Origin of the sequence: Mesorhizobium sp. M0904, assembly GCF_040319475.1 — a bacterium.
In the GTDB taxonomy this organism is placed as follows: Bacteria; Pseudomonadota; Alphaproteobacteria; order Rhizobiales; family Rhizobiaceae; genus Mesorhizobium.
In genome coordinates this window covers 259,243-276,105 of record NZ_JAMYOC010000001.1, presented here as the reverse complement: position 1 = coordinate 276,105, position 16,863 = coordinate 259,243, and the positions used below count along the sequence as shown (strand labels likewise).

The 16,863-nt window shown below is 62.5% G+C and carries 12 protein-coding genes and 1 tRNA gene; 6 read left to right on the top strand and 7 right to left on the bottom strand.

What is annotated here, in order from left to right:
- Positions 1-16: 16 nt before the first annotated feature.
- Entirely contained in the window at positions 17-496 is a 480-nt protein-coding gene (locus tag NKH80_RS01455) for a TadE/TadG family type IV pilus assembly protein (protein ID WP_352507584.1), read from the bottom strand.
- A gap of 384 nt (positions 497-880) precedes the next feature.
- On the opposite strand from NKH80_RS01455, the gene NKH80_RS01450 reads away from it, so the two are divergent.
- The 4 genes from NKH80_RS01450 to NKH80_RS01435 all read left to right on the top strand — a co-directional run bounded on the left by NKH80_RS01450 (position 881) and on the right by NKH80_RS01435 (position 6,297).
- Entirely contained in the window at positions 881-2,473 is a 1,593-nt protein-coding gene (locus NKH80_RS01450) for a peptide ABC transporter substrate-binding protein (protein ID WP_352989158.1), read from the top strand.
- 166 nt (positions 2,474-2,639) lie between these two features.
- Complete coding sequence (locus NKH80_RS01445; protein WP_352507586.1) at positions 2,640-3,563, top strand: ABC transporter permease subunit; 924 nt, start codon at positions 2,640-2,642, stop codon at positions 3,561-3,563.
- A complete protein-coding gene (locus NKH80_RS01440) occupies positions 3,556-4,674 on the top strand; it encodes an ABC transporter permease (RefSeq protein WP_254819905.1) in 1,119 nt (372 codons plus the stop codon). The genes NKH80_RS01445 and NKH80_RS01440 overlap by 8 nt, the downstream gene beginning before the upstream one ends.
- Before the next feature lie 3 nt (positions 4,675-4,677).
- Positions 4,678-6,297, top strand: a complete 1,620-nt coding sequence (locus NKH80_RS01435) for an ABC transporter ATP-binding protein (RefSeq protein ID WP_352989155.1) — start codon at positions 4,678-4,680, stop codon at positions 6,295-6,297.
- Between the two features lie 70 nt (positions 6,298-6,367).
- Here NKH80_RS01435 and NKH80_RS01430 read toward each other — a convergent pair.
- Positions 6,368-6,444: transfer RNA gene (locus tag NKH80_RS01430), tRNA-Pro, on the bottom strand.
- Between the two features lie 205 nt (positions 6,445-6,649).
- Between NKH80_RS01430 and NKH80_RS01425 the strand changes: the two genes are divergently transcribed.
- Positions 6,650-8,164 carry a phosphomannomutase/phosphoglucomutase gene (locus NKH80_RS01425; RefSeq protein WP_502900892.1) on the top strand — a complete coding sequence of 505 codons (1,515 nt, stop codon included), beginning with the start codon at positions 6,650-6,652 and terminating at the stop codon, positions 8,162-8,164.
- 15 nt (positions 8,165-8,179) lie between these two features.
- Entirely contained in the window at positions 8,180-10,450 is a 2,271-nt protein-coding gene (locus NKH80_RS01420; protein ID WP_352989150.1) for an AGE family epimerase/isomerase, read from the top strand.
- On the opposite strand, the gene betB is transcribed toward NKH80_RS01420, so the two are convergent.
- The 5 genes from betB to betI are packed head-to-tail and all read right to left on the bottom strand — an operon-like array spanning position 10,414 to position 16,713.
- The gene (betB, locus tag NKH80_RS01415) at positions 10,414-11,877 is read right to left on the bottom strand and encodes a betaine-aldehyde dehydrogenase (protein ID WP_352989147.1); all 1,464 of its coding nucleotides are present in this window, start codon (positions 11,875-11,877) and stop codon (positions 10,414-10,416) included. The genes NKH80_RS01420 and betB overlap by 37 nt on opposite strands.
- 59 nt (positions 11,878-11,936) lie before the next feature.
- Positions 11,937-13,589 carry a choline dehydrogenase gene (gene betA, locus NKH80_RS01410; protein WP_352989144.1) on the bottom strand — a complete coding sequence of 551 codons (1,653 nt, stop codon included), beginning with the start codon at positions 13,587-13,589 and terminating at the stop codon, positions 11,937-11,939.
- A gap of 3 nt (positions 13,590-13,592) precedes the next feature.
- The gene (locus NKH80_RS01405; protein ID WP_502900894.1) at positions 13,593-14,600 is read right to left on the bottom strand and encodes a threonine/serine dehydratase family protein; all 1,008 of its coding nucleotides are present in this window, start codon (positions 14,598-14,600) and stop codon (positions 13,593-13,595) included.
- Positions 14,600-16,126 (bottom strand): choline-sulfatase, encoded by a 1,527-nt coding sequence (gene betC, locus NKH80_RS01400; RefSeq protein ID WP_352989141.1) that lies wholly within the window; start codon positions 16,124-16,126, stop codon positions 14,600-14,602. Before betC ends, NKH80_RS01405 begins: the two co-directional genes overlap by 1 nt.
- Positions 16,123-16,713, bottom strand: coding sequence for a transcriptional regulator BetI (gene betI / locus NKH80_RS01395; protein ID WP_352989138.1), 591 nt, complete (start codon positions 16,711-16,713; stop codon positions 16,123-16,125). Before betI ends, betC begins: the two co-directional genes overlap by 4 nt.
- Positions 16,714-16,863: the final 150 nt, after the last annotated feature.

Genomic DNA, 16,863 nt, shown 5'->3' with positions numbered 1-16,863 from the left:
GCAAGAACTGCGACATTCAAATGCCTCCAATCCTGATGGTCGACCTGCGTGTGATCGTGGTTTGCGGCATCGCAAGGCTTGGTAACAGGTTCCAGATCGGCAGGTTGCTGGCATCGTACTGGATCGACACGACGAACTGATTTCCGTCGGCCGTGCTGTCCGTCGCCTGATAGGTCAGCTTGCCGGAATCGACGAACGGGTATCCACTGGCATTGTTTTTGACGAAACTCGCCACCAGCGCCTGGCGCTCGGTTTGGTTCAATCCGGCAATCGCAGTGCGGGCGGCATCGGCGGCGATCTGCTGCAAGGAGTTGCTTGCACCAAAATAGATACCATATGCAACCATTCCGAGCAAGAGCAGGATGAAAACCGGTGAAAGCAGGGCAAATTCGATCGCGGAAGTTCCGGACTCATCTCCAATTTTGCGTAGATTTGTCCTTATTCGACGTGTGTTTTTTGCCGCTAATGAGACAGTTTTACTGTCTGTCTTATCCATTGCCCTTGTCCACGGAACTTAAGAGGGATGTGCCGAACCCGTCCAAATATGTAACCCATGGTTGACTAAGAACCAATTAAGACATTCCCGCAAACTGAAATGATCCGCCAGATTATCTCCCGCGGACGGGCGTTTTCAGGGCGATGAAACGCAGCCAAGCCCATGGTTTCGATCCTTAATTGGCCGTTCGCAAGACGACTGTCCCGGCGCCTTACTTTGGGTGACCCCGAGAGACTGTTGAAATAAAAAATCTCCACGTTACTGTTTGGTCACCAGCTGCCGGAAAGGGAACCGGCTGCGCGCTCGAAAGGAACCAGCCAATCGGTTTCGGGGCGTCAACGCTTAGAGACGTGGCTGAAGGGCGACGTCATTAGGGAGAACTCCATGTTGAAACATGTGCTGAAGGCGACGGTATTCGCCACGACCATGGTCTTGGCCGCCGGTACGTTCTACACGCCGGCTTTCGCCGAGACCGTCTACAACCGCGGAGCCGCCGCCGAAGCGGAGACGCTCGATCCGCACAAGACCTCGACGGTCTACGAAGCCGATATCATACGCGACCTGTTCCAGGGCCTCGTCATGCATGATCAGAAGACGAATCTCATTCCGGGCGCCGCCGAAAGCTGGACGGTGTCCGACGACGGCACTGTCTACACCTTCAAGCTGCGCAAGGACGGCCTCTGGTCGGATGGCAGCCCGGTGACGGCGGACGACTTCGTTTATTCGTTCCGTCGGCTGGAAGATCCGGCCACCGCTGCGGAATACGCTTCCATGCTCTATCCAGTGAAGGGTGCCGAGGAAGTCAACACCAAGAAGGGTAAGCCGGAGGATATGGGCGTCAAGGCGATTGACGCAAATACTCTCGAAGTCACGCTCAAGGCGCCAACGCCTTACTTCCTGGAGATGCTGACCCATCAGGCGACCTATCCGGTTAACAAGGCGTCCATCGAAAAGCTTGGCGCCGACTGGATCAAGGCAGGCAAGCTGGTCTCCAACGGGGCCTTTACAGCGGCGGAGTGGATTCCCAACGACCATCTGAAGCTGGTCAAGAATCCGAAATTCTGGGATGCCGCGAGCGTCAAGTTCGACGTGGTCAACTACATCCCGACCGAGGATCGCTCGTCAGCGATGAAGCGCTTCGAGGCCGGCGAACTCGACAGTTATGGTGACCTGCCGACCGAACAGCTCGCAGATCTCAAGGCCAAATTCGGCGACCAGGTCCGCGTCGGGCCATATCTCGGCATCTACTATTATGCGATCAAGACCGACAAGGCGCCGTGGGACAATGTCGAACTGCGCAACGCCATCTCTATGGCGATCGATCGCGACTTCCTGGCCGAAAAAGTCTGGCAGAATTCGATGCTGCCCGGCTATTCGATGGTACCTCCGGGCATCGAAGGCTACACGCCGGCTCTGGCAAAATACGCCGACATGCCGCAGATCGACCGCGAAGACGAAGCCAAGAAAATCCTGGAGAAGCTCGGCTATACGCCCGAGCATCCGCTGAAGATGCAGATCCGCTACAACACTTCGGAGAACCACAAGAACACCGCTGTCGCCATCCAGGAACAGCTGAAGCCGCTCGGCGTCGAGGTCACGCTGCTCAACACCGACACCAAGACCCACTACTCCTTCCTCGAGCAGAAGGGTGATTATGACGTGGCGCGTGCCGCCTGGATCGCCGACTACAAGGATCCGGAAACCTTTCTCGGCATCTCTCGCAAGGCCAGCGGCAACAACTATTCGGTTTACAACAGTCCGAAATTCGAGGCAGCCATGGACGAGGCGGCCGCCGCGGGCGGCAAGCCCGAAGAGCGTATGAAGAAACTCGCCGAAGCCGAGCGCATCCTCGTCGACGACGTCGGCGAGATCCCGCTTCTCTACTATAGCTACCACGATATCGTTTCCTCGAAGCTGCATGGCTTCGACGACAATGTGATGGACATCCATCCGTCCCGCTTCATCAGCAAGGACTGATCCCTTAGCCAGGCCGCCGCGCAACTCAATGCGCGGCGGTGCTGGTTTGCCATCGCATCGGCCCGGAAACCGGAATCGATTTTCGATAATGTCGGTGCGAAGATTTGAAGGCTAGAGCGCAATCGTCCAGCCGGACGCGCGCTGCTCTGGATCAAGCGGGGCACCGATGCTGCGTTACGTATTCCGGCGGCTTTTGACCGCCATTCCGACGCTGTTCGTCATCGTGACCATGGCGTTCTTCCTGATACGTGTCGCGCCGGGCGGCCCGTTCAACCAGGAGCGGGGTCTGAGCCCCGAGATCAGGGCCAATCTCGAAGCCCAGTTCGGCCTCAACGATCCGCTCTGGCTGCAGTACGTCCACTATCTGGGCAATCTTCTGCGCGGCAATTTCGGTCCCAGCTACAACATGCCGGATTTTACCGTCGGCGAGTTGTTCAGGGAGGGCCTGCCGATCTCGATCCAACTCGGCGCTTCGGCACTCGTTCTGGCGCTGCTCCTCGGCAGCGTGCTCGGCACTGTTGCCGCGCTCAACCAGAATAAGCTTGCCGACTATTCGGTGATCGCGCTGGCGACCGCCGGCAGCACCATTCCGACCTTCGTCATCGCCCCGGTAATCCAGCTTGTATTCGGATTGACCTGGAAGCTGCTGCCGATCGGTGGCTGGGGCGATGGAGCCCTTATCAACAAGGTCGGCCCGGTACTGACGCTCGCTCTGCCGCAGATCGCCATCGTTGCCCGCCTGATGCGCGGCTCGATGATCGAATCGCTGCACTCGCATCACATCCGTACCGCGCGCGCTCTCGGCCTGTCCGACTGGTCAGTCGTCGTCAAGCATGCGCTGCGCGGCGCCATCCTGCCGATCGTCTCCTTTACCGGTCCGGCAGCTGCAGCCCTTCTCACCGGCTCGATCATCGTCGAGACCATCTTCTCTATACCGGGCATCGGCCGCCATTTTGTCGTTGCCGCGCTCAACCGCGACTACACTCTGGTTATGGGAACGGTGGTGGTCATCGCGCTCTTCACTATTGTCTTCAACCTGATCGTCGACGTCCTCTATGGTGTCGTCGATCCGAGGGTGCGCTATGACTGATATCGCAGTTGCCGCACCGGTCGTCGGCCGATCCCTGTGGGGTGACGCCTGGGCGCGCCTCAAGGCCAATCGCGCGGCCATGTTCAGTCTGTATTATCTTGCCTTCATCACCGTCATCAGTGTGTTTGGGCCCTATTTCGTGCCGCACCAGTATACCACCATCTATGCCGACTATGTGCGCACGCCGCCGAGCTTCTCCGCCTATCCGCAGGCCGACATGATCGAAGGCGCTCTCGATGAGGCGATCAGGCGTATGCGCGTCGACATCAAGGATTGGCGGCAGGAGGGCAGCCGTGTGTTCGTTACCGTCAGATCGTCCAAGCCGATCGACGACCGCAACATTCGCTACCTTGATCGTTCCGATACCTTTGATGACACAAAGATCGAGAGCAAATCGCCGGATGGTCTCGAAATGGTGATGAGTGCCTCGATCAAGCAGCAATATTTCCTGTTCGGCACCGACAACACCGGCCGCGATCTGCTATCGCGAACGCTGATGGCCGGGCGCATATCGCTGGCCATCGGATTGCTTGCCGGCATTGTGGCCGTGGTCATCGGCGTGCTCTACGGCGCCACCGCCGGCCTTGCCGGCGGCAGGGTCGACGAGGTGATGATGCGTGTCGTCGACGTGCTCTATTCTTTGCCGTTCATCTTCTTCGTCATCATGCTGGTGGTGTTTTTCGGCAGGAACTTCGTGCTAATGTTCCTGGCCGTCGGCGCGGTGCTGTGGCTCGACATGGCGCGCATCGTGCGCGGACAGGCGCTGTCGATCCGCCGGCAGGAATATGTCCAGGCGGCGGAGGCGATGGGCGTCGGACAGCGTGGCATTTTGCTGCGCCACGTCATCCCCAATTTGCTCGGGCCGGTGGTGATCTACATGACGCTGCTGGTGCCGCAGGTCATCATCCTGGAAAGCTTCCTGTCGTTCCTCGGGCTCGGCGTCCAAGAGCCGATGACAAGCTGGGGCGTGCTGATCTCGGTCGGCGCCCAGAACATCGGCTCGGCCAACTGGCTGCTTTTGTTCCCGGCATTCTTTCTCGTCTCGACGTTGTTCGCGTTGAATTTCGTCGGCGACGGCCTGCGTGACGCGCTCGACCCGAAGGATCGTTGAGAGATGGCTGCTTCCGAAACCATCCTCAGCGTCAAGGACCTTCGGGTCCGCTTCCGCACCCTCGACGGTGTGGTGGAGGCGGTGAAGGGCATCAATATCCACGTCAAATCAGGCGAGACCGTCGCCGTCGTCGGCGAATCCGGTTCCGGCAAGAGCCAGACGATGATGGCGGCGATGAGCCTGCTCGCCTCGAACGGCGAGGCCAGCGGCACCGTCGATTATCGCGGCCGCAATCTTTTGACCTTGAGCAAGCCCGAGCTCAACAAGATCCGCGGCCGCAAGATCAGCATGATCTTCCAGGAGCCGATGACGTCGCTCGACCCGCTCTATTCGATCGGCAACCAGTTGATCGAGCCGATCCGCAAGCATCGCGGGCTGGGCGCCGCAGCGGCGCGCGAGGAGGCGCTCAAGCTGCTGCGGCTGGTCCATATTCCCGATCCGGAGCGGCGGATGAAATCCTATCCGCACGAGTTGTCGGGCGGTCAGCGCCAGCGCGTCATGATCGCCATGGCGCTGGCCAACGACCCCGACATATTGATCGCCGACGAGCCGACGACCGCGCTCGACGTCACCATCCAGGCACAGATCCTCATGCTGCTCGCCGAATTGCAGCGCAAGCTCGGCATGGCGATCGTCTTCATCACCCACGACCTCGGCATCGTCCGGCGCTTTGCCGATCGGGTCTATGTGATGCGCTATGGCGAGGTGGTCGAGGAGGGCGAAGCGGAAGCGATCTTCGCCAACCCGCAGCACGCCTACACCAAGATGCTGCTTGCCGCCGAACCGACCGGCACCAAGGCGCCGCCGCCGCCGAATGCCCCTGTCCTGCTTGAAGGCAGGAACGTCGAGGTGACCTTCAAGATCGGCGGCGGATTTCTTGGCGGCGAGCCGCTGCTGCTGCGCGCCGTCGATCGCATTTCGATACGGCTGAAGCGCAACCAGACGATCGGCATCGTCGGCGAATCCGGCTCGGGAAAATCGACGCTCGGCCGCGCCTTGCTGCGGCTCCTGCCCAGCGACGGCATCATCCGGCTTGGCGACCGCGACATTTCCCACGCCGATCGCCAGGCGATGCGGCCGCTGCGGCGCGAATTACAGCTCGTCTTCCAGGATCCATTCGGCTCGCTGTCGCCACGCATGACCGTCGGCCAGATAATCACCGAGGGGCTGCTGGTCCACGAGCCCAATCTGTCGGGCAGGCAGCGCGATCTCCGCGCGGTCGATGCATTGCTAGAAGTCGGGCTCGACCCGAACACGCGCAACCGCTATCCGCACGAATTCTCCGGCGGCCAGCGGCAGCGCATCGCCATTGCGCGCGCCATGATACTCAAGCCTAAAGTGGTGGTGCTGGACGAGCCGACCTCGGCGCTGGACCGCTCCGTGCAGAAGCAGATCGTCGAATTGCTGCGCAAGCTGCAGGCCGACCACGAGCTGTCCTATCTGTTCATCAGCCACGACCTCGCCGTCGTGCGCGCCATGGCCGACTACATCATCGTCATGAAACAGGGCAAGATCGTCGAGGAGGGACCGGCCGAGGCGATCTTCAGCAATCCGCAGGCAACCTACACACAGACACTGATGGCCGCGGCCATCGATGTCACGCGATTTCGCCTGAGCGCATAGCGCGATTGGTCAGAACTGCGGCGGATGGTGGCTGTGTCGGGAACAAAAACAGCTAAGCCGCTGTTTTTTCTGGTCGGAGTGGCAGGATTTGAACCTGCGACCCCATCGTCCCGAACGATGTGCGCTACCAGGCTGCGCTACACTCCGTGACCAGACCGCGGGCTTATAGCCGCCGCGTTTGGTTACTGCAAGCGTCAATGGAGGCGCTTCTGTCGCATTTCTTTCGCTTTCGCCGCCACGTCATACAGGTTTCAGTTTCCTGTCGCACAAACACGGCTTAAAGGGCTTCTGGGTAACCGTCGCCTTGCCTCGAAGCACCTGATTCAGCAGCCTGGAGTTTGCAGCCTTGTCGATGAAGATCGTTAGCGATGTCAGACCAAACACTTTTGAGTTTGAAACCTCGGCGCTGATCAAGCCGTCCGGGTTTCGCGAATATGATGCGCGCTGGTGGTTCGGCCATCCCGGCTCGAACGAAACGCCGGAACTCAATCTGATCGGCGTTCAGGCGCTCGGCATGGGGCTCGGCACGCTGATCCGTCGCCTGGGTGCCGGGCCCGACATCGTCACCGGCCACGATTTTCGCTCCTATTCGCTTGCCATAAAGCTGGCGCTGGTTTCCGGGCTGATGGCAGCCGGCGCACGGGTCAAGGATGTCGGGCTGGCCCTGTCGCCGATGGCTTATTTCGCCCAGTTTGCGCTCGACACCCCGTCCGTCGCCATGGTCACTGCCTCGCACAACGAGAATGGCTGGACCGGCGTCAAGATGGGCGCGGCGCGCCCGCTGACTTTTGGTCCGGAGGAGATGAGTGCGTTGAAGGCGATCGTGCTGTCCGGCGATTTCGATCTTGTCGGTGGCGGCTCCTATGACTTCGTTGCGGACTTCCGCAAAACCTACCTTGACGATCTGACAGCGGGAAAGCGTATCTCCAGGAAGCTCAAGGTGGTGGCCGCTTGCGGCAACGGCACCGCTGGGGCTTTCGCTCCCGAGGCACTGGAAAGGATCGGCTGCGACGTAATCCCACTCGACGTCGAGCTCGATCATACATTTCCCAATTACAATCCAAACCCCGAAGACATGCAGATGCTGCACGCCATTCGCGACAAGGTGCTGGAAACGGGCGCCGATGTCGGGCTCGGTTTCGACGGCGACGGCGACCGCTGCGGCGTGGTCGACAATGAGGGAAACGAGATCTTCGCCGACAAGGTCGGTGTCATGCTGGCGCGCGACATTTCGCACCTCTATCCCGGCTCGACTTTCGTCGTCGACGTCAAGTCGACCGGATTGTTCATGACTGACAAGGTGTTGCGGGAAAATGGCGCGGTCACCGACTATTGGAAAACCGGTCACTCCTATATCAAACGGCGCGTCGCCGAACTCGGCGCCGCCGCCGGTTTCGAGAAATCGGGCCATTTCTTCTTCAATCCGCCGATCGGCCGCGGCTATGACGATGGCCTGGTAACGGCCATCGCCATATGCCAGATGCTGGATCGCAGTCCGCAAAGTAGCATGGCCGATCTCTACCGCGATCTGCCGCTGACGTTCGGCACGCCGACCATGTCGCCACACTGCGCCGACGAGCTCAAATACGACGTCGTCGAGCGCGTCGTAGGCGATTTTCGCAAGATGAAGAACGACGGCGCGGTCTTCGCCGGCCAGAAGATCGCCGAACTGATCACCGTCAACGGCGTCAGGGTCGTGGCGGAGGATGGTACCTGGGGGCTGGTGCGAGCATCATCGAACAAGCCGGAGCTTGTGGTGGTGGTCGAAAGCCCGGTATCATCCGAGCGGCGCCGGCAGATGTTCGAAGCCGTCGATGCGGTGCTGCGCCGCAGCCCCGAAGTCGGCGCCTACAACCAGACCTTTTGAGCGGGGCTCGTCTTCATGACCGAACGGATCGTCAGTTTTGTGATGAGTGGCGGCGTCGGCTCGCGGCTGTGGCCGCTGTCGCGCGAGGATAATCCCAAGCAGTTCCATGATTTCTCCGGCGACGGCTCGATGCTGGCCAAGACGCTGCGGCGGCTGACCGCACGGCCGGAGGGCGAAACGCCGGTCTTCCTGATTGCCTCGGAAAGGCACGCCGACCGCGTTCATGCCGATATTGCCGGTCTCGAGCTTTCCGGCGGCGGCCCGCTGTTCGAGCCGACCGGCCGCAACACTGCTGCGGCCGTTGCCTTGGCAAGCCTGCGCACCTTGTCGGAATTCGGCGACAGCCTGGTGCTGGTGGTGCCCTCCGACCACGAGATCGCGACGGCGCAGCAATTCTGGCAGAGCGTCGAAGCCGGCACCGCGGCGGCGCGCGACGGCAGGCTGGTGGTTTTCGGCATCAAGCCCGCGCAACCCGAGACCGGCTATGGCTACATCGAGGTGGCCGGCGAGCGGGACGGCATCTGCGACGTCTCGCGTTTCGTCGAAAAACCCGATCTCGCCACGGCGCAGAGCTATCTCGAGGCCGGTAACTTCTATTGGAACACCGGCATCTTCCTGTTTCGCGCCAGCGCCATGCGCGACGCATTCATGGCTTTCCAGCCCGACATCTGGAGCGCCACCGAGGCTGCTTATCAGGCGGCGACATCAGACCTTTCCGGCCTCTACATGCCTCTGGAGCTCTATGCCGCCATCCCATCGACATCGATCGACTATGCGATCATGGAGCGCGCCAGCGGCATCGCCATGGTGCCGGCGGGCTTTCGCTGGAACGATCTCGGCTCCTGGCAATCGCTGCTCGACGTCGGCCCCTCCGACAGGCAGGGCAATGTCATCGTCGGCGATGTTGTCGCCATCGATTGCGAGAACTCCTATATCCGCAGCGATGGTCGCCTCCTGTCGGCCATTGGCCTGAAGGACGTCGCCATCGTGTCGACCGCCGACGCCACTTTCGTCGCGCCGGTCAGCCACAGCCAGAATGTCAAAAAAATCGTCGAGCAGCTCGAAAAGAGCGGTCGCCTTGAGACCAGGTTCACGCCCGCCGACGATCGCGTCATCGAAAGCGGCGCCTGGCAGCGCCGCGTGCACCATTGGCTGTTCGAGGAGACGGTGCCGTTGTGGTCGACGGTCGGCGTCGATGAGCGCCATGGCGGTTTCCACGAAGCGCTCGGCTTCGATGCCGCCCCGCTGATGAAACCCAAGCGCATGCGCACGCAGGCCAGACAGATCTACGCCTTCGCCGTCGCCAAGGCGCGCGGCTGGGACGGCCCGGCCGATCGGCTGATCAGCCACGGCCTTGAATTCATGGCCAGGCACGGCCGTACCGACAATGGCGGCTGGGTACGCACGCTCAACGTCGACGGCACCGTCGCCGACGCAGCCGAGGATGCTTACGATCATTCCTGCGTGCTCCTGGCGCTGGCGCATGCCCATATGTGCGGCAATTCCGATGCGTTGCGGCTTGGCGAGGAGACCTTTGCGTTCATCGACGCGCATCTCGAGGACGAACGCCTGACCGGCTTCCGCGAGACCTCGATCGGCGAGGGCGAGCGCCGCTCCAACCCGCACATGCATCTGCTCGAGGCGTTCCTGGCTTGGCATCAGGCGACCGGCGAGCGCGCTCATCTCCGCCGCGCCGCGCGCATCGTCGATCTGTTCCGCAGTCATTTCTTCGACCCGGAAAGCTGGACCCTTGGCGAGTATTTCGACCATGAATGGCGGCCGGCCCCTGGCGAGAAGGGCACGTGGACCGAACCGGGCCATCATTTCGAATGGGCCTCGCTGCTGGTCGACTTCGCCGGCCGCAGCGGCCAGAGCGGCTTGACCGGCCTCGCCAGGAAGCTCTACGCGTCGGCGATCGCCAATGGCCTGAACCGCGCCACGGGCCTCGCCTACGGCGCCGTCTCGCGGCAAGGACTGCCGCTCGACCGCGTCTCGCGCAGCTGGCCACAGGCCGAAGCGATCAAGGCGGCGATCGCGCTGGACGGTTCGGGCGGTCCCGACCTGAAGCCGGAAATCGAGGCGCGTGTCGGCCGGCTGTTCCGCTGGCACATCAATCCCGCACCGCTCGGCCTGTGGATCGACCGCATCGACGAGCGCGGCCGTTCTCTGGCAAGCGAGGTGCCGGCCAGCATCTTCTATCATCTGGTCTGCGCGCTGACCCAATATCTGGATGGCACGGCCCGCAAGGATCAGTACGGGCTGGCGACATCCCCGGTCTCGACATAGACCGACTTCAGTTGCGAATAGAGTGCTAGCGCCGCGAGCGAATTCTCGCGGCCGATGCCGGACTGCTTGAAGCCGCCGAAGGGGATTTCGACCGGCGTCAGATTGTAGGCGTTGATCCAGCAGGTGCCGGCCTGCAGTTCGGCGATGACACGATGGGCGCGCGCCAGGTCGCGGGTGAACACGCCAGCGGCGAGGCCGAATTCGGTGTCGTTGGCGCGCTCGATCACCTCGTCCTCGCTGTCGAATTTCAGCACACTCATCACCGGCCCGAAAATCTCCTCGCGCGCGATGCGCATCGTGTCGGTGACACCGGTGAACACCGTCGGCTCGACGAAGAAGCCATCCTGGAAACCCTGCAGCGAAGGCACGTTTCCGCCGCAGGCGAGCACCGCGCCATCCTGCTTGCCAGCCTCGATGTAAGAGACCACCTTGTCGTGCTGCGCCTTCGAGACCAGCGGCCCCATCTGTGTGTCCGGATCGAGCGGATCGCCGATGCGGATTTTCTTCGTCCGTTCGGTCAGCCGCTCGACGAAACGGTCATGGATGCCGCTCTGCACGAAGACCCGCGTGCCGTTGGAGCAGATCTGGCCGGTCGAATAGAAATTGCCGAGCATCGCGCCGCCGATGGCATTTTCGAGGTTGGCGTCTTCGAAGACGATCAGCGGCGACTTGCCGCCAAGCTCCATCGTCGCGTGCTTCATCTTCGAGCCGGCGAGTGACAGCACCTTGCGGCCGGTCGGCACCGAGCCGGTCACCGAGACCTTGGCGACGACATCATGGCCGACAAGGCCAGCGCCGACATCGCCCAAACCTTGCACGACATTGAACAGCCCGTCCGGCAGGCCGGCCTCGGTGTAGATTTCGGCGAGCGCCAGTGCTGAGAGCGGCGTGTTCTCCGACGGCTTGAACACCATCGCATTGCCCATGGCGAGAGCCGGTGCGGATTTCCAGCCGGCGATCTGGATCGGGTAGTTCCAGGCGCCGATGCCGACGCAGACGCCGAGCGCCTCGCGCCTGGTATAGGCAAAGGGCCCGCCGAGATCGACGGCCTCGCCATTAAAGGCGGCAACGGCGCCGCCGAAATATTCCAGGCAGTCGGCCGCCGACGGGGCGTCAGCAACCAGCGTCTCCTGGATAGGCTTGCCGGTATCCAGCGTCTCGATGCGCGCCAGATCGGCATTGCGCGCGCGCAGAATGTCGGCGGCACGGCGCAGGATGCGGCCGCGTTCGACCGGCTTCAGCCGCGCCCAGGCCGGTTGTGCCGCACGCGCCGCCTCGATCGCCAGCTCCAGCACGTTCGGCGTCGCCGAGCGCAGCATGGCGATGGTCTCGCCGGTTGCCGGATAGATAACCGGCAGCGCTGCGCCGCGCTCGTCGTCGATATAGCGTCCATTGACATAATGCGATGCCGTTGGCTGGGCGCGCATGACTGTTCTCCAAATCGTCTTGTCGCGGCATGCGGAATATGCGTCCGCCGGATCATGGCCTATCTGTCCGACACCTGCCAGCGCGGATTGATCCATGGTTCCTGGTTGGAAGGTGGCAGCGGCGTGCGCCCGAGAATGTGGTCGGCGGCCTTCTCGCCAGTCATGATCGACGGCGCGTTGAGATTGCCGTTGGTGACGCGCGGGAAGATCGAGGAATCGGCGACCCGCAGCCCTTCGATGCCGATGACGCGGCATTCGGGATCGACGACGCTCATCGCATCATCGGCACGGCCCATCTTGCAGGTGCCGCAAGGATGGTAGGCGCTTTCGGCGTGATCGCGAATGAAGGCGTCGAGTTCGTCATCCGATTGTATATGCGAGCCCGGCGACAGTTCCTTGCCGCGGTACGGATCGAAGGCCGCTTGCCCGAAGATCTCGCGGGTCAGCCGGATGCAGTGGCGGAACTCCTTCCAGTCGTCCGGATGCGACATGTAGTTGAAGCGGATCACCGGCTTCGATTTGGGATCGGGCGAGCGCAGCGTGACCGAACCGCGCGACTTCGACCGCATCGGCCCGACATGCGCCTGGAAACCATGCGCCTTGGCCGCCGCCTTGCCGTCATAGCGGACCGCGGCCGGGATGAAGTGATACTGGATATCGGGATAATCGACGCCAGCGCGCGAGCGCACGAAGGCGGCCGCCTCGAAATGGTTGGTGGCGCCGAGGCCGGATTTGAAGAACAGCCATTGTGCCCCGATCATCGCCTTCGAAAACGGATTCAGCACCGAGTTCAGCGTGATCGGCTTTGTCGATTCCTGCTGGATGTAGAGCTCCATATGATCCTGCAGATTGCGGCCGACACCCGGCCGGTCCGCGATCACCGGAATGCCGTTCTCCCTAAGGTGCTGGCCGGGGCCGATGCCGGACAGCATCAGGATCTTGGGCGAGTTGATCGAGGACGCGGCAACGATCACCTCGCGCCGCGCTCTGACCACCTGAATCCGTTTGCGCGCTTCGATCTCGACGCCGGTGGCGCGTTGATTCTCGATGATCACCCGCCGGGCGAAACCCTTGACCAGGATGACATTTTTCCGCCTCAGCGCCGGCCTCAGATAGGCGCTCGCCGCCGACCAGCGACGGCCGCCGCGGATGGTCTGCTCCATCGGCCCAAAGCCCTCCTGCTTCGCGCCATTATAGTCGTCGGTCAGCTCGAAGCCGGCCTGACGGCCTGCCTCGACGAAGGCGCCATAGAGTGGGTTCGTCCTCGAGCCGCGCTGCACAGTCAGCGGGCCGCCATGGCCGCGCCAGCCATCCTCGCCGCCTGCGCTGTCCTCCATGCGCTTGAAATAGGGGAGCACGTCGGCAAACCCCCAGCCGGCCGCGCCCTGTTCGGCCCAGTGGTCGAAGTCGCGGGCATGGCCGCGCACATAGACCATGCCGTTGATCGAGGACGAGCCGCCGATGACCTTGCCACGCGGCGTCGCCAGCACGCGGCCACCGAGGTGCGGCTCGGGCTCGCTGGCAAAGCCCCAGTCGTAGAGGCTCATATTGAGCGGGATCGACAGCGCCGACGGCATCTGGATCAGCGGCCCAATATCGCTGCCGCCATATTCGATGACGATGACCGAATGCTTGCCCTCCTCCGACAGCCGGTAGGCCATGGCCGAGCCGGCCGAGCCGGAGCCGATAATGACGAAATCCGCTTCAAGCATGGTTCATGCGCGCCCGTGGTTCATATGCGCAATGAAATCGGCCAGCGAGACGTTGCCGCCGGTTGCCACTACGAGAACGGTCTTGCCGGTCGCGTCGACCTTACCGCCGAGCAACGCCGCCAGCGAAGCAGCGCCGGATGGTTCGAGCACCAGCTTCAGCCGCTCGAAGGCGATGCGCATGGCGCGCCGCACCGAGGCATCGTCGACGGTGACGCCGCGAACGCCGGCCGCCTTCACCGCTGCGAACGGCGCGTCGCCCGGCCGCCGCGACATCAGCCCGTCGCAGATCGATTTCGGCCCGATCGGCATGGTTTCGATGGCGCCATGCGCCAGCGACGAGCCCATGCCGTCAAAACCTTCGGGCTCGACGCCGATGATCTCCGTGGCGGGCGACAGGTAATGGAAGGCCAGCGAAACGCCCCCGATCAGGCCGCCGCCGCCGACTGAGCAGAACAAGAGATCGGCCTCCGCTTGCCTGGCGGCGAGCTGGTCGAGTGCCTCCAGCCCGGCACCGGCCTGGCCGGCGACGATCTCCGGATCGTCGAACGGGTGCAGCAGCGCCAGGCCTTCGCTCGAGGCGATCTCGCGCGCCTTGGCGGCGGCGACTTCCTCACGCGCGCGCTCGCCATGGTCAGTCAGCACCACGCGCGCGCCGTAGCCCGATGTGGCGTCGCGCTTGGCGGCCGGCGCGTCGATCGGCATGACGATGGTGACGGGAATGCCAAGCGCTTCGCCTGCCGCCGCCAGCCCTTGCGCAAAATTGCCGGAGGAGTAGGCGACGACGCCCTTTTTGGTTTCGTCAGGCGAGAGCTTCTTCAGCCGCCAGTAGGCGCCGCGCACCTTGAACGATCCGGCCCATTGCAGCGATTCGGCCTTAACGAAGACGCGGGCAGCGCCGGTCTCGCGGGCGAGTGCCGCCGATTCCAGCAGCGGCGTGACCTGCGTTGCCTTGGAGGTGACGGCATAGGCCTGCCTGAGATGGTCGAGCGAGGGGACGAGACGGTCTGCCATCATTTGCCTCGCGGAAAGCGCTTCTGCTCTTCGAGCAGGTCGAGGTTCATATGGTTGCGCATGTAGCGCTCCGATGCCTTCTGCAGCGGCTGGAATTCCCAGGGATAATGGGTGCCGTTGCGCAGCGCCGGGTAGACCACCCAGCGGCGTGCCTGGCTGGCACGCACCGCGGCATCGAACGCCGCCATGTCCCAACGCGCCCGCACCTTGTCGGTGAAAGCGGCCACCAAAGCCGCATTGGCCGGATCGGCGGCGAGATTGGTCAATTCCCGCGGATCCGATTCAAGATCAAACAGTTGCGGCGGATCGATCTCGCAATGGATGAATTTGTAGCGGCCCTCGCGCATCGCCACCATCGGCGCGTTGGAGCCTTCGGCGGCATATTCCATCAGCACCGGCGCGGAGCGTTTCTTTCCGTTCAGCAACGGCAGCAGCGACTGGCCGTCGGTCCACGGCGCAATCGCGCTGATGTCGATGCCGGCGAGATCGCAAAGCGTCGGCGTCACGTCGAGGTTGGAAACCGGCGTCTCGATCAGCCCGGCGTGTACGCCCTTGCCGGCGATCATCAGCGGCACCCGCGCCGAACCTTCGAAAAAGCACATCTTGAACCATAGGCCGCGCTCGCCGAGCATGTCGCCGTGATCCGAGCAGAACAGGATGATCGTATCGTCGAGCATTCGCGTGCGCTCGAGTACCGACAGCAATTCGCCGACCTTGTCGTCGAGATAGGAGATGTTGGCGAAATAGCCGCGCCGCGCGCGGCGTATCTGCTCAGTGGTGATGTCGAAGCTGTCATAGTCGCTGGCGCGGTAGAGCCGCTGCGAATGCGGGTCCTGCCTGTTGTAGGGGATGAAGCCGACCTCCGGCTCGAGCGCCGGGCAATCCTCGTAGAGATCCCAGTAGCGCCGCCGTGCGACGTAGGGATCGTGCGGATGGGTGAAGGAAACCGTCAAGCACCAGGGCCGATGTGCGGCATCGTCGGAGACGCGGGCAAAATCGTAGAGCTTCTGCACCGCATGGAAGGCGACCTCGTCGTCATATTCCAGCTGGTTGGTGATCTCGGCAGTACCGGCGCCGCTGACGGAGCCGAGATTGTGATACCACCAGTCGATGCGCTCGCCGGGTTTGCGATAGTCGGGTGTCCAGCCGAAATCGGCCGGATAGATGTCGGTGGTCAGCCGCTCCTCGAAACCGTGCAACTGGTCCGGCCCGACGAAATGCATCTTGCCGGAGAGGCAGGTGTGATAACCGGCAACGCGCAGATGATGGGCAAAGGTCGGGATCGAAGACGCGAATTCGGCGGCGTTGTCATAGACACCGGTGCGTGACGGCAACTGGCCGCTCATGAATGCGGCGCGGCCCGGGGCGCAGAGCGGCGAGGCGGTGTAAGTGTTGCAAAACCGCGCCGAACGCGCGGCGAGCGCCTTCAGATTCGGCGCGTGCAGGAAGTCCGCCAGCCCATCCGGGAACAGCGTTCCGTTGAGCTGATCGACCATGACGATCAGGATGTTGGGTTTGGATGTCACTGCTTCTGCCGTCCGCTGAGCTTCGTTTCGAGATAGTCCTCGACCAGTGCAATCGCGGTCGCGGCATCGGGAACACCTTCTTTCAGCGCGCGCCTGATATAGAGCCCGTCGATCAGCGCCGCCGTCGCTTCGGCGACCCGGTCGGCCTCGCTCCTCGGCAGGATGCCGGTCAGCCCGCTGAGCAGATTGGAATGCAGCCGCCGCGCATAGACCTTGAGCAGCCGACGAAGTGCTGACGACTTCTGCGCCTCGACATAGAAGGCGAGCCAGGCGGCGATCGTTTCGGGCTGGAACTGGATGTCGGAGAAGTTGACCGCGACCACCGCCGAGACGCGCTGGCGCGCCGTGCCGGCCGCGCGAAGTGCACGGCGCGTATCGGCGGTTAGTTCGCTGAGGATGTAACGCATGGTCGCCAGCAGCAATTCGTCCTTGGCGCCGAAATAATGGTGGGCAAGCGCCGAGGACACGCCGGCGCGCCCGGCGATTTCCGACATCGTAACATCGAGCGAACCGCGCTCGCCGATCGCCGAGATCGTTGCGTCGATGAGCGCCCTGCGGCGCAACGGTTCCATTCCGAGTTTCGGCATTCTTGCTCCGGCCTGTTGGCACCAAGATTATTTTTTATTGACGCATCAATCAACAAAAATCCGGTCTGATTTGCTGGCAAAAGCCAGGCACTATGACCAGATGTTCAAGATCAAGCGATTGTGCGGTTCTGGCCCCTTCACGAAGCCGGC